Here is a 14,316-nt window from a genome sequence, read left to right as displayed (position 1 = left end):
TATTTTTGAGTTGCAACCGTCACAAGCACACATGCCTTCAAACCAACTTGATCCAAATAAATGGGTAGACAGATATTCAGATTATCTGTTTAATTATACGATCGTGCGTGTAAATGACCGTGAAGTCGCTAATGATCTCATTTCTGAAACCTTCCTGGCCGGGTTAAAATCTGCTAAGAACTTTAAAGGCGAAGCCAGCGAAAGAACCTGGCTCATTTCGATCCTGAAGCGAAAGATCATCGATCACTATAGGCGCAATAATTCCAGGAAAGGTCAGGCAGAAGTTAAGATCAATTATACTGGAGAAGATAGCGAAGGTGAATGGCTGGAAGAACAGGTTCCAGATCAATTTGACCGTACCGCCGAGGATGACATGGAAAATAATGAACTTGGACTGGCAATTCTGGATTGTCTGGACTCTATCAACGAAAAACAAGCAGCAATTTTTAAGCGTAAAACTATAGATGGGGTTGACACGGAAGCGATATGTAATGAATTTGATATCACGCCGTCTAATTTGTGGGTTATTATTCACCGCGCCAGAACTGCTCTGGCTGCATGCATGGAAAAAAACTGGTTTTAATTATGAGTAAAAAAAGTAAATCTCTTTTTGTTGACTGTTCTGAAGCAGCTACCTGTTGCACAAAAGCACAGTACGATGAAGCCGGTTTTTTCGAAAAGATCAAGTTAACCATCCATCTTGCCTTCTGCAGAACCTGCCGCACATTTTCCAGCAGAAATTCCAAACTTACCCGTAAGCTGAAAGAAGCAAATCTGGAATGTTGTTCCGAAGAAAAAAAGAAAGAATGGCGTGAAAGAATTAATAAACTGCATTCGGAAGAACATACTTCATAAGCAACAGAATTCCCAGGTACATTATGGGAATCGACTCCACCCAGAAAGACGCATAATATTTAGACTGCCGTTCCCTACTACCTAGCAGGAATATTCCAATAATTACACACACCAGAAATAAAGCTAGAAGACTATAACCGCGGAATTGCCGCTGAAATATTTCAATGACACATATCAGTATCGATAAAACAACCCCAAAGATCCTTGTTTTTCGCACTCCAATTCTTTGGGGAATGGTTTCAAGAGAATCAGAGTCATAGATTAAATCTCTTATTTCAAAAGGTAGCGTGAGCACTACCACCATACAAAACCTCTGGAAGAAATCTATAAGCACTGGTTGATTCAGCAGTTGCTGAGCATTGATTACGGGCAGCAAAACTGTAGTTCCAGCCCATACCATTGCAATCACAAATATTTTAATCCCCGCTAGACTTCTCAAATTCCTGCTGTTTCCAAAAACCGGTAGCGCATACAAAAGTGTTAGTAAGCCAAGGATCCCTGTTGCTATCAGGACATTTACTGACAGTTGAACTGTAAAATAGATTAACGCCAGAAAACTTACAAAAGAAAATATTTGAATGATTCGCAGGTTTCCGGCTAGACTGGAATGATGCAGTTTTGCAATACCAGCGTATTTGACAAAATTATAACCGGTTATCGTTGAGATAAAAATAAAAGCAAGTAGATCATAGGTAATTTTGAAGTTATATTCGAGCATACTTATCATCGCGAAACATACCACCGCAAGAGCAACGTGAATACTGCTATTAATATATAAGTCAAAAGCCTGGCGAAGGTACTTCATCTTACGAAATTACATATTCTTTGCTAGTTTCTGGTCAGTCAAAAATCTTAACAACTGTATACCTCTTAACCACTTTAAATTAGCTCGGAATTATGTACTTTTGCGCCACAAAAACACAACTTAATTTATTGATGAGAACAGATTCTTTCGCATTACGCCATATTGGTCCCAAAGCTGAAAATCTTCAGGAAATGTTGGACACGATTGGTGTTGAGTCTATAGAGCAACTTATATACGAAACAATTCCTGATGATATCAGGCTGGAAAACCCACTTAATCTGCCTAAAGCAATGAGTGAGAACCAGTATGCAGAACATATCAAGAAGCTTTCAGAGAAGAATAAATTATATAAGACCTACATTGGTTTAGGATACCATCAAAGCATCCTGCCCGCGGTAATCCAGAGAAATATTCTGGAAAATCCGGGTTGGTACACTGCTTACACTCCTTACCAGGCAGAAATCGCTCAGGGTAGACTGGAAGCTCTTCTGAATTTCCAGACCATGGTAAGTGATCTTACCGGAATGGAGCTAGCGAACGCATCTTTATTAGATGAATCTACTGCTGCAGCTGAAGCCATGGCGCTTTTATTCTCTGTTCGCGAAAGAGATCAGAAAAAAGCAAACGTCAATAAATTTTTCGTTTCTCAGCAAACATTACCACAGACCATTTCTCTAATGGAAACGCGTGCTAATTTTCTTGGGATCGACATGGTCGTGGGAGATCATGAAGAATTTGACTTTTCTGATGAATACTTTGGAGCACTTGTTCAGTATCCTGGGAAATTCGGACAGATCTTCGATTACAAAGAATTTGTAGAGAAATGTAAAGCAGCTAAAATCAAAACCGCATTTGCGGCAGATATACTTAGCCTTGTAATGCTTCAGGCTCCGGGCGAACTTGGAGTAGACGTGGTTGTTGGAACTACGCAGCGTTTTGGAATTCCGCTAGGATATGGAGGACCACATGCAGCATTTTTTGCAACCAGAGAGGAATTTAAAAGAAATCTTCCAGGACGTATTATTGGTCTTACGAAGGATATAGACGGGAATAATGCCCTTAGAATGGCGCTGCAAACCCGTGAACAACATATAAAAAGAGACAAAGCAACTTCCAATATTTGTACTGCGCAGGTTCTTCTTGCGGTCATGGCGGGAATGTATGCGGTATATCACGGTCCACGCGGACTAGAGTACATCGCAGGTATTGTGCATGCAACGGCAGTTAGCCTGGAGGATAGTTTGAAGGAGCTTGGTTTCGAACAGCAGAATTCAGCATATTTTGATACGCTACATGTAAAGGTGGACGCTAAATCTTTAAAAACTATTGCTGAAAAGCACGAGATAAATTTCTTCTATCCTGATGCTGAAAGCGCCTGTATTTCGATCAATGAGACTACTACTACAGACGATCTGAACGCGATCATTTCAGTTTTTGCTGAATTAAAAGATAAAGAAGCTACTGAAGTTTCTGAATTATCTTCTAAAATTAGAATTCCGGAGTTACTTCAACGTACTACCGAGTTTCTGACTCACGAAGTATTCAATTTGTATCATTCAGAAACTGAATTGATGCGTTATATAAAAAAGCTGGAGCGCAAGGATCTTTCCCTGAACCACTCGATGATAAGCCTTGGATCCTGCACCATGAAATTGAATGCAGCTTCAGAAATGTTGCCTTTAAGTAATCCTCAATGGGGAAATTTACACCCATTTGTTCCTGTAGATCAGGCTCAGGGTTACCAATCGATATTAAAGGAACTTGAAGATCAGTTAACTGAAATTACAGGATTTTCAGCGACCTCTTTACAACCAAATTCCGGAGCTCAGGGCGAGTATGCTGGTTTAATGGTTATACGTGCATACCACGAAGCAAATGGAGACAGTCATAGAAATATTTGCCTTATTCCATCTTCTGCTCACGGTACGAATCCTGCTTCAGCTGTAATGGCCGGAATGAAAGTGATTGTCACCAAAGCCACCGAAAATGGAAATATAGACGTTGATGATCTACGAGAAAAAGCATTGAAGCATAAAGACAATCTCGCTGCACTTATGGTTACCTATCCTTCTACACACGGGGTTTTTGAATCAGCTATTCGCGAGGTGACCAATATTATTCATGAAAATGGTGGTCAGGTTTATATGGATGGCGCGAACATGAACGCCCAGGTTGGACTTACCAATCCAGGGAAAATTGGTGCTGATGTCTGTCACCTGAACCTTCATAAAACTTTCGCCATTCCTCACGGAGGTGGTGGACCTGGAGTTGGTCCTATTTGTGTAGCTGAGCAGTTGAAACCTTTCCTTCCTGGAAATCCAGTGATCAAAACCGGAGGAGACAAGGCGATCGGCGCAATTTCTTCAGCTCCATGGGGTTCTGCTCTAGTTTGCCTTATATCTTACGGATACATCAAAATGCTTGGGACTGGAGGTCTTCAAAAGGCAACAGAATATGCTATTTTGAATGCTAATTATATCAAGGAACGTTTAAACGGACATTATAAAACCCTTTATTCCGGAGAAAGAGGACGTGCTGCGCATGAGATGATCGTAGATTGCAGACCTTTCAAAGAAAAAGGTATTGAAGTAACAGATATCGCCAAACGTTTGATCGATTATGGGTTCCATGCTCCAACAGTATCATTCCCGGTAGCTGGAACTGTAATGATCGAACCAACCGAAAGTGAATCAAAACCTGAACTGGATAGATTCTGTGATGCGCTAATTTCAATTCGAAAAGAAATTGACGAAGCATCGGTAGATGAACCTAACAATGTTTTGAAGAATGCTCCGCATACCATACATATGCTTACCGCTAACGAATGGAATTTACCATATAGTCGTGAGAAAGCAGCATATCCACTAAGTCATTTGCATGACAATAAGTTCTGGCCAAGTGTACGACGTGTAGATGAAGCTTATGGAGACAGGAACCTGATGTGTACCTGCCCTCCTACGGAAGAATATGCCGAAGTATAAGCCAGATAGCACTTTAGAAATAAAAACCTGTCAACTGGCAGGTTTTTTTTCGACCAAAAAGTATTAAATATTAAATGTAGCTAAAGGCTATTTAATTAAATTGTGAAATATTTATAATCTCAGAGTCAGATGAATTTTAAAATTACCGGTACGGGAAGTTACATACCTAATGTTGTCACAAGAAATGCTGACTTTGAGCAACATGAGTTTTTTAACCTCGACGGGAGTTCTTTTCCTCAGGACAATCCAACTACAATTCGTAAGTTCAAAGCTATTACCGGGATTGAAGAGCGCAGGTATATTGAACCTGGAATGAATACTTCAGACATTGCAACTCTGGCTAGTAAAAAAGCTATAGAGGATGCTGGAATAGATCCTGAAACTCTTGATTATATCATTGTTGCTCATAATTATGGAGACGTTAAATCCAACACTGTTCAAAGCGATACAGTACCTAGTTTAGCTACCCGTGTAAAAGCAAAATTGAAGATCAGCAATCCTAAATGTGTAGGATATGATATTCTCTTTGGCTGTCCTGGTTGGATCGAAGGGATGGTGCAGGCAACTGCATTTATTAAGGCTGGAATTGCGAAACGCTGTCTGGTTATTGGTGCTGAAGCTTTATCCAGGGTTGTAGATAGTCACGACAGAGATAGCATGATTTTTTCTGATGGTGCCGGAGCGGCAATTTTAGAAGCTTCAGAAGAGACTGGAGGTATTCTTTCTCATGAGTCGGCGACATTCTCATTGCAGGAATCTGAATATATCTACTTTGGAAAATCCAATAATAGCAAATCTTCAGAAGATATTCGTTTTATAAAAATGAATGGACGCAAGATCTACGAATTTGCCCTGGTGAACGTTCCAAAAGCAATGAAAACCTGCCTGGAGAATAGCGGGAAATCCATTGAAGATCTTAAAACTGTATTTATTCACCAGGCGAACGAGAAGATGGATGAAGCTATCATTAACAGGTTCTACAAATTACACGATATGCAAGCGCCTGAACATGTGATGCCTATGACCATTCACGAACTGGGAAATAGCAGTGTAGCCACCGTCCCAACGCTTCTGGATCTTGTACGTAAAGGTAAAATTGACCATCAAAAACTTGAGAAAGGTGACGTTGTAATGTTTGCCAGCGTTGGTGCAGGAATGAACATTAATGCGATCACTTACCAGGTATAATGTACGAACAAAGTTTCCCGGAAGAACGCTTTCAGAAGACACTGGAATTTTTAGAAAATCATATTTCCAGAGATGAACGAATACTGGATCTGGGAGTTCCCAATCCGTTTTCAAAAATTATGGAAAAGGAAGGTTTTCAGGTAAATAATACCAGTGGGGAAGATCTGGACGATCACTTTGAGGCGGTGCAAACAAATTCTTATGATTGCGTTACGGCGTTCGAAATCTTCGAACATCTACTCGCTCCATATAATATTCTGAAAGAGATCAAAGCTTCAAAACTTGTAGCAAGCGTTCCCTTAAAGCTATGGTTTGCTCCGGCCTATCGCAGCAAGACCGATCCGTGGGACCGGCATTATCATGAGTTCGAAAAATGGCAGTTCGACTGGTTGCTTGAAAAAAGTGGCTGGCAAATAAAAGATAGTATTCAATGGGCACATCCAGTGAAGAAAATTGGATTACGCCCTATTCTTCGGAAGTTTACTCCAAGGTACTATGCTGTTTATGCTGAAAGAATCTAATACTCTATATTAGCCACTTACTGAAATTTCCATTTCGTGAGAATCTATATTATCATCCCAGCACATAACGAAGCAAATATTATTGGCAGGACGCTACAGTCGCTGGCTGAGCAGTCACTGAAACCTGCTAAAATAATGGTTGTGGATGATAATTCTACAGATGCAACCTCAGAAATTGTAGAGGGTTTTGTTGCAAAATATGACTTTATAGATCTCGTTCAGAATGAATCTTCTGCAGAACATGCTCCAGGTAGTAAGGTGATCAATGCTTTCTACCAGGGATTCTATCAGCTAAACGATGATTTTGATATCATTTGTAAGTTTGATGCTGACCTTATTTTTCCTGAAAATTACCTGCAAAGGATCGTTGAGATCTTTGAATCAGAACCGGGTGTTGGAATGGCTGGAGGATTTTGCAGTGTCCAGAGAAAGGATAAATGGATTCCCGAGAATCTTACAGGCAAAGATCATATTCGTGGCGCACTAAAAGCGTACAGCAAGCATTGTTTTATACAGATTGGTGAACTTAAACCTGCCATGGGATGGGATACAGCAGATGAACTTCTGGCTCGATTTCATGGATGGAAAGTTGTGACTGATGAAAATCTACTAGTCAAACATCTTCGTCCTACCGGCATGAATTATTTTGAACATTCTGGTCGCAAGCAAGGGGAGGCATTCTACAGACTTCGATATGGAGTTGCTTTAAGCATGATCGCTTCAGCTAAACTTGCTGCTCTAAAGATGAATCCTTTTGCATTTTTACATTATCTATCTGGTTTCTTTAATGCCAGAAAGAAAAAACGACCTTTTCTCGTTTCCGAAGAAGAAGGCCGTTTTATTAGAAAGTTGCGTTGGGACGCTATTAAGAATAAGTTTTTGTAATTACCTGTCCAGCACTTCTTTTAAAGGTTTTCCTGTATTCGCATTAGGGAAAGCAATTCCCAGCATCGCTGAAATAGTGGGTGCAATATCTCTAATGTATGTTTTCTCGTAAGTTTCACCTTTGTTAATTCCTTTTCCGAAGAAAAGAAGAGGTGCATGTGTATCATAAGCGAAACCACTCCCATGAGTCGTTCCCTTTTCCGGATATACGATGTAACCAGGATCGATCACAAATACAAGGTCTCCACTACGCTTCTGATTATATCCATTTTGAATAAGTTCTCCTATCTGGTTTGAAAACGCACCGATCTGAAGTTCATTCCTTGTGAATACTCTTGATATCTTCTCCTGTTTCAGAAGAAAATGAGACATTTTAGAAGTCACTTCTTCCAAACTAAGATCTTCAGCTAATAATTCATCATAATTCAGGAAAATCTGGCTGTTGCTTATATTACTTATAAGACCATCATGTTTAAATGTTTCAGAAGAAAATTTATTCAGTTTTTCCTTCATGGTCAACTCGTCATAATAACCAGCAGGCACTTTCTTAGACTTTAAATAAGCAGGCACATCCACTCCACCATGATCTGCGGTTAGGAAAACTACATACTCACCAGCACCAACTTCAGAGTCCAGATATTGCAGAACATCTGCTATGTTCTCATCTAATCTCATGTAAGTGTCCTGAATTTCCTTGCTGTTCACTCCAAAATTATGACCTACATAATCGGTACTTGAAAAACTAAGGGTAAGCACATCTGTAATATTGTCCTTTCCTAGTTCCTCACCCTTGATCGCAGCTTTAGCAAATTCTGCAGTAAGATCATTTCCGAAAGGTGTGGCCTTGATAAGGTCATATTCGCCATTTGCTTTAGCCAGTTTTTTAAGATCATAAGGGAAATCTGCAGTCTCTTTTCCGTCGAAACCAAACTCAAATTCATTACGATCCACACCACTTTGCTGATATGTCGCAATATCCTTCAATGGCGCCCACTCCTTTAAATAAGATTTCGCTATACCCGATTCGTTAAAATCCTGCACCCATTGAGGTAATTGCTCCATATAGTAAGAACTTGTGATCCATTTCGCTTCATCTTTACCATGGAACCAGTAAGCAGCATTAGCTGCATGACCAGCTGGGAGTATTGCTCCACGATCTTTTAAGGCTACTCCAATTGTTTTACCTGTTCCCTGAGTTTGCAGCCTGTTTTCATCACCAAAAGTGGTAGATTTCATACGATGAGGTGACATTTTTCCAGCACGGTCTGTAGTTCCTATTGGATTCACATTATCATCACCGGCACAATAAACAAACGAATCTTCGAACTTGTTATACCAGTTATTTCCTATAATACCGTGATTCGCTGGAGTTGTCCCAGTGAATACTGAAGCATGCCCGGGGCCGGTATAGGTAGGAACATAATTAAAATGATGATTTTTGAAGTTATAGCCATTATTGACCATTCTTTTAAATCCGTTTTCCCCAAATTGATCCCAGAATCGGGTTAGGTAATCATAACGCATCTGGTCTACAACGATACCGACTACCAATTTTGGTTTTTCCTTTGTGATCTGTGAACTAACAGGTTTAAAACTCATTAGCATTAGCAGTATGATCAAGCTTCGTTTCATTCTGTAAAAAAATTAGTTTGAATTCCCAAAATTACTAAACTTGAAACGCTAAAGTTTAATTAAGCGTTAAATACTTTAGAACGAAATTTTAGTATTTTAGCTGGACAAAATTGAATTGATGACGTACCTGTACTCCATTGGGGAATACTTTATAATGCTTAAGGGAGTTTTTGGCAGAATGACCAAAGGCTCGGTTCTAAGAAATCTAATATTTAAGGAGATCAATGAGCTTATTATGGGCTCTATGGGAATTGTAGCATTCCTGTCTTTCTTCATAGGTGCGGTTGTCGCGATCCAAACAGCCTTAAACCTCAATAATCCGTTAATTCCAAAATCACTGGTTGCGTTCGCAGCGAGACAGTCTATCATTCTGGAATTCGCTCCCACATTTATCTCCATTATCATGGCGGGTAAGGTTGGATCTTTTATTACGTCCAGCATTGGTTCCATGAGAGTTACGGAGCAGATCGATGCTCTTGAAGTAATGGGTATCAATTCCAAGAACTACCTTATTTTCCCTAAGATCATGGCGATGCTTACGTATCCATTCGTGATCGCCATATCTATGTTTCTGGGAATTGCCGGGGCTTATACAGCTGCAGTTTTTGGTGGTTTTGTGACCAGCGATCAATTTCTTACTGGCCTGCAGGATGATTTCATTGGTTTTCACCTTGTTTACGCCTTTATCAAAACAATATTATTTGCCTTTATTCTCGCTACGGTCCCATCTTATCACGGATATTTTATGAAAGGTGGAGCCCTTGAAGTTGGAGAAGCTTCTACCACCTCATTCGTATGGACAAGTGTGGTTTTGATCATTACCAACTACGTTATAACACAACTTTTATTAAGCTAGCAGATGATACAGGTAAAGGATTTACATAAAGGTTTTAACGGTCAGGAAGTACTAAAAGGTATCGACTATCAATTTGAGCGCGGTAAAACGAATCTTATCATCGGTCAATCTGGATCTGGAAAAAGTGTTTTTCTGAAGTGTATGCTTGGATTGTTCAAACCAGATCAGGGTGCAATAGAATATGACGGCAAACCTTACTCCAGCTTTTCAGATGAAGAACAAAGGGAATTAAGAACTGAAATTGGAATGCTGTTTCAGGGTGGTGCCCTGTTCGATTCCATGACAGTGGAAGAGAATGTAATGTTTCCATTGCGCATGTTTACCAATCAGAAGAGAGGTGAAATGCGTGATCGCGTACACGAGGTATTGAAAAGAGTTAACCTCGAAGGAAACGACACTAAAATGCCTTCAGAAATTAGTGGAGGGATGCAGAAAAGAGTAGCAATTGCCAGAGCGATTGTAAATAAACCTAAATATCTATTCTGCGATGAACCAAACTCAGGTCTGGATCCACAGACGGCCACCGTTATCGACAACCTTATACAACAGCTGACTCACGAAAATGAGATTACTACCGTTGTAATTACGCACGATATGAATTCTGTATTAGAGATTGGAGAAAGAATTGCATTTCTAAAAGATGGACTATTGGCCTGGAAAGGTACTAAAGAAGACATCTTCCATACTCAGGATAAAACCGTCACGGATTTTGTTTATTCTTCTAACTTATTCAAGAAAGTTCGAGAAGCTCAGCTGAAAGGGCACTAGAAAACTGAGAACTTCTTTTTAGAACTCATTGATCTTTTAGAAACGCTTACGTTTATTCCAAGTTGTGGGACGCGGGATGCTGAATTGAAAGAATTAATGTTTTCTTATCCCGTTTCTAAAATAACACCTATTCAATTTAAAACCGTTATTTAAGAAGATTCACACATGTTCTACACTATTTCGAACAACAATCGTTTTTTCAAGCATTACTATTTGAAAGTTTGATTTGCTTTTTTTCTTACTTTTTCGAAAGACTCTTTTTTAAATCTTGGATCAACATAGCCAAAAAAACTTATTGTACTATCTTTCTTGTGTACTAAGACAATAAATTTTTCACCTTTATTTAAATGGACTTTTAGATTTTCTTCCTGGCCTCTAAAGGGATTTTCTTTCTCCAGAAAATATTCATAGAATAAAATATTTGTTTTAGGAGTATGATAGCTTAGTCTATTTTCAATTACCCTTCCCGTCACTTCATAAAAGTCCTTCGGATTATACTCTTCGTATTCTAGATTCGTAATTTTCTTTTTATCCGAACAACCTGAAATTAAAATCAAACAGGTTTTTAGAAATATAAATGTCAGTATTCGTCTAGTTGAAGTCATTGTAAAATTGCTTCGTGCCACTTAAGCTCCATGAAATCTAAACATAAAGCTCAGAAGATTGGGTATTCAAGAACTCCGAAAACCGTCAATTAGCGAACATTCTTTATTGCTACCGTATCCAATTTAAGTCTCACCTTCATCCACTGACCAAATTTATCTTGCTGAACCTTTAATTTATCACCACGAAGATCTCTATTCCAGGTCACTGTGAAAGTTGGAATTGTATCGGTCTTTTGGAAATTGGTCGTCATAAGATTTGAATATCCTATTTCTTCAATATCCTCGTAATTAATCTTGGCTTCCTTACTCAATTCAGTAAAACTAAATTTTTCTCCGCGATACTTGGACAACTCTTTTTCGAGAAGCTCAATTCTTTTATCCTTGTTCGCCATCACTTCCTGATTCTTTACATAGAGATCTTCAAGGATACCGCTTCTTAACTGACTCGACAACATGTCCATATCCTGTGATTGATCTGCTCCCTGGTGAACAATGAGTTCAGCATCAGCTAGTGCTTCAATTTCCTTCATCTGGCTCTTCCAAGTTTCTATCGTTGCGTTAGGTACAGGGTTCCCAATAAAGTAGATGTCAACTTGCTTATCCTTAAAGTCGCTGGTGTTTTTAATAATCTCAGCTCCATTGTATCTAAGGTTATTTGTAATGAACTCTTCAGCTTTGCTATGATAAACCTGCTCTCTTAAAAGCTTTACGAATAAAACAACGCTAGGTATCATCACAATAATGGCAATAGTGGAAGCAATCTGCGCTATTCTCTTCCTCCGCTTGCTATTCGCATAACGTACCAGTGGAAAACCAAGTAATTTGGCTACTACAAAGGTCGATAACGCTATAAATACGGCGTTAATTGAAAATAAGTACAATGCGCCAAGGGCATATTCCCATTTAGCATTGGCTATACCATATCCCACGGTACATAATGGAGGCATCAAAGCTGTTGCAATCGCAACTCCAAGTATCACACTGGCGATAGTTCCTCTTTTCGTCTTTGCCACTATTAACGCTAAACCACCAAAAATCGCTACCAGCACGTCCAGTATGGTAGGATATGTTCTGGCTACAAGCTCCGGTGTCTCATTTTTAACGGGTGAGATAAAGAAGTAAACAGTCGCAGTTAAAACACTAAGTCCAACCATTATTCCCAAATTGACAAACGAACGCCTGAGCGTATCCACATCGTTTATGGCTACCGCCATTCCAATTCCTACAATAGGACCCATTAAGGGAGAGATAAGCATCGCACCGATAACTACTGCTGTACTACTTACATTTAAACCAATAGATGCTACGAAAATGGAAAATATAAGAATCCAGGCGTTATGCCCCTTAAAGGATATATCCTTCTGCACAGCCTCTACCGTCGATTCTCTGTCGGTATCCGGACGTATATCCAGTAATCGGCTCAGGAAATTTCTTGCCTGGCTGCTTATTTGCTTGGCGTCCTTGCTAAGGTTTTCTGAAACCTTCTCTTTCGGCTCTTCCTTAGGAGCTTGTTGTTCTTCCATCTTAACCTAATTCTTCACCAAATTTATCCATCACCGTTTTTCGCCACTCTTTTATGCCCTGTTCGTTGGATTTAGGAACGATCATAAGAACGTCCTTATCTTCTACGATTATATAGTCATCAAGTCCCTGTACAACCACCAATTTATTTCCAGAGGTAGAGATGATATTATTACTTGCATCCTGCGAAAGCACTCTGGCCTTCATTAAGGTATTCCCGTCTTCATCTGCTGGCAGTTCAGACTGGACAGATGACCAGGTTCCCAAATCATTCCAGTCAAAGCTGGCAGGGATCATATATACTTTATCCGACTTTTCCATAATGCCGTAATCAATAGAGATATTGGCTGCCAGATGATAGTTCTCCTTTATAAATTGTTTTTCTTCCGTAGTATTTAAGAGTTTTTCGGCCTTTGCGAACAGGTCATACATTTCACGCAAATGAGTCTTGAAGTTGTGAATGATCGTCTCCGCTCGCCAGATAAAAATTCCAGCGTTCCAGGCATAATTCCCAGCATCTAAGAATTTCTGTGCTTTCTTTTCATCTGGCTTCTCAGTAAAATTGATTACAGGCTTAAGCTCTGCAGGATCATCCTTATCATACTCTATATACCCATAACCTGTATTGGGACTTTTTGGCTGAATCCCAAGAGTGATTAGCTTATCATTATTTTCCACCTCTGAAAAAGCCTTTTCCAAAGCTTTTATAAAATCTTCTTCTTCCTTGATCCAATGGTCGCTTGGAGCAACTACAATACTGGCATCTGGATTTTTATTGTAGATCTTCATAGAACCCAGTAAAATACTAGGTGCCGTATTCCTCATGGCCGGTTCTGCTACGATCTGATCATCATGGATCGAACTAATCTGTTCCTTGATCACACCTACATAATCTTCATTCGTAAGCACGTAAATGTTTTCCTGCGGAATTAATCTGGACAGTCTTTTAAAAGTTGTTTGAAATAGAGTTTCGCCAACAGCAAGTATATCCAGAAATTGCTTGGGAGAAGATTTCTTGCTGGCAGGCCAGAACCTGGAACCGACTCCGCCGGCCATAAGAATAGCGTAATAATTGTCTTTTTTGGTTCCAGTCATAATCAAATTTTTAGTAGTTGCACTTCAGCATTAGGCTGAAACAAATATATACGTCCGGTATCAATTTCCAGACATTCAAATCTTTTTACTTTTCGCGGCCCTTTCTTGAAGGTTTTACCATTATGAATTCTGAAAATACTTCCGGAAGGGATTTCAAACACGTAGTTCTTATCATTTTCGGGATCATAGCTTTTCAATGCTACTGAAAGATGTGCATCTGTATCACTTGAAGCTTTAGGGTTTCTGAAGTGATTCGCTATCACCGGCAATAAAGAACCTGGAAAAACCTCGGGCCTAATGAAGGGTAACATTAAACTTCTAAAACAATGTTTCCATTCCTGCCCATGTGGCTTAATACTTCTTCCATACTTTTCGAAAGCTACCAGATGCGCGATCTCATGCACAGTCGTAATTAAAAACCTATACTTATTCAAATTGGAATTGATGGTAATTTGCTGTGAGCCATCTGGCATTCTCCGATAATCACCATGCCTGGTCACTCTTTCGTTTACGATCTTCAAATGAACCGAATGCAACCTGATCATTTCAGAAATAGGTTCCACAGCAGTAGCCGGAAGATATTTTGAAAGAATTTCTCTCATAA

14 protein-coding genes are annotated in these 14,316 nt (G+C 39.5%); 8 read left to right on the top strand and 6 right to left on the bottom strand.

Annotation, left to right across the window (positions count from 1 at the left end; genetic code table 11):
• Positions 1 to 31 precede the first annotated feature (31 nt).
• Both ABVM50_RS06330 and ABVM50_RS06325 read left to right on the top strand, forming a co-directional pair.
• Positions 32 to 583, top strand: a complete 552-nt coding sequence (locus ABVM50_RS06330) for a sigma-70 family RNA polymerase sigma factor (protein ID WP_405200451.1) — start codon at positions 32 to 34, stop codon at positions 581 to 583.
• A 2-nt stretch (positions 584 to 585) separates the two neighbouring features.
• On the top strand, positions 586 to 855 hold the full coding sequence (locus ABVM50_RS06325) for a hypothetical protein (RefSeq protein WP_322301918.1): 270 nt from the start codon (positions 586 to 588) through the stop codon (positions 853 to 855).
• Here ABVM50_RS06325 and ABVM50_RS06320 read toward each other — a convergent pair.
• A complete protein-coding gene (locus ABVM50_RS06320) occupies positions 821 to 1,660 on the bottom strand; it encodes a hypothetical protein (RefSeq protein WP_405200450.1) in 840 nt (279 codons plus the stop codon). The two genes, ABVM50_RS06325 and ABVM50_RS06320, sit on opposite strands and share 35 nt — an antisense overlap.
• A 131-nt stretch (positions 1,661 to 1,791) precedes the next feature.
• Between ABVM50_RS06320 and gcvP the strand changes: the two genes are divergently transcribed.
• From gcvP to ABVM50_RS06300, 4 genes are all read left to right on the top strand, one after another.
• Entirely contained in the window at positions 1,792 to 4,641 is a 2,850-nt protein-coding gene (gene gcvP / locus ABVM50_RS06315) for an aminomethyl-transferring glycine dehydrogenase (protein WP_405200449.1), read from the top strand.
• 129 nt (positions 4,642 to 4,770) lie between these two features.
• A complete protein-coding gene (locus ABVM50_RS06310; protein ID WP_405200448.1) occupies positions 4,771 to 5,829 on the top strand; it encodes a 3-oxoacyl-ACP synthase III family protein in 1,059 nt (352 codons plus the stop codon).
• Positions 5,829 to 6,350 (top strand): methyltransferase domain-containing protein, encoded by a 522-nt coding sequence (locus ABVM50_RS06305; protein WP_405200447.1) that lies wholly within the window; start codon positions 5,829 to 5,831, stop codon positions 6,348 to 6,350. Before ABVM50_RS06310 ends, ABVM50_RS06305 begins: the two co-directional genes overlap by 1 nt.
• Positions 6,351 to 6,386: 36 nt before the next feature.
• Positions 6,387 to 7,235 carry a glycosyltransferase gene (locus ABVM50_RS06300; protein WP_405200446.1) on the top strand — a complete coding sequence of 283 codons (849 nt, stop codon included), beginning with the start codon at positions 6,387 to 6,389 and terminating at the stop codon, positions 7,233 to 7,235.
• Here the strand turns inward: ABVM50_RS06300 and pafA are convergent, their stop codons facing one another.
• Positions 7,236 to 8,867, bottom strand: coding sequence for an alkaline phosphatase PafA (gene pafA, locus ABVM50_RS06295; RefSeq protein WP_405200445.1), 1,632 nt, complete (start codon positions 8,865 to 8,867; stop codon positions 7,236 to 7,238).
• A gap of 118 nt (positions 8,868 to 8,985) precedes the next feature.
• On the opposite strand from pafA, the gene ABVM50_RS06290 reads away from it, so the two are divergent.
• Together ABVM50_RS06290 and ABVM50_RS06285 are read left to right on the top strand one after the other, a co-directional pair.
• A complete protein-coding gene (locus ABVM50_RS06290) occupies positions 8,986 to 9,723 on the top strand; it encodes an ABC transporter permease (protein ID WP_141876803.1) in 738 nt (245 codons plus the stop codon).
• Between the two features lie 3 nt (positions 9,724 to 9,726).
• Entirely contained in the window at positions 9,727 to 10,491 is a 765-nt protein-coding gene (locus tag ABVM50_RS06285) for an ABC transporter ATP-binding protein (RefSeq protein ID WP_405200444.1), read from the top strand.
• A gap of 209 nt (positions 10,492 to 10,700) precedes the next feature.
• Here ABVM50_RS06285 and ABVM50_RS06280 read toward each other — a convergent pair whose 3' ends face one another.
• The 4 genes from ABVM50_RS06280 to ABVM50_RS06265 form a co-directional block, all read right to left on the bottom strand.
• Complete coding sequence (locus ABVM50_RS06280; protein WP_405200443.1) at positions 10,701 to 11,048, bottom strand: hypothetical protein; 348 nt, start codon at positions 11,046 to 11,048, stop codon at positions 10,701 to 10,703.
• A gap of 137 nt (positions 11,049 to 11,185) precedes the next feature.
• Positions 11,186 to 12,619 (bottom strand): DUF389 domain-containing protein, encoded by a 1,434-nt coding sequence (locus tag ABVM50_RS06275; protein WP_405200442.1) that lies wholly within the window; start codon positions 12,617 to 12,619, stop codon positions 11,186 to 11,188.
• A gap of 1 nt (position 12,620) precedes the next feature.
• Positions 12,621 to 13,712: a mannose-1-phosphate guanylyltransferase gene (locus tag ABVM50_RS06270; protein WP_405200441.1), complete on the bottom strand. Its 1,092-nt coding sequence runs from the start codon at positions 13,710 to 13,712 to the stop codon at positions 12,621 to 12,623.
• Between the two features lie 2 nt (positions 13,713 to 13,714).
• Complete coding sequence (locus ABVM50_RS06265; RefSeq protein ID WP_405200440.1) at positions 13,715 to 14,314, bottom strand: SprT-like domain-containing protein; 600 nt, start codon at positions 14,312 to 14,314, stop codon at positions 13,715 to 13,717.
• Positions 14,315 to 14,316: the final 2 nt, after the last annotated feature.

The organism is Christiangramia sp. LLG6405-1, assembly GCF_045055805.1.
Taxonomy (GTDB): domain Bacteria; phylum Bacteroidota; class Bacteroidia; order Flavobacteriales; family Flavobacteriaceae; genus Christiangramia.
The sequence above is the reverse complement of the archived record's forward strand: the minus strand, read 5'-3'. Positions and strand labels throughout refer to the sequence as shown.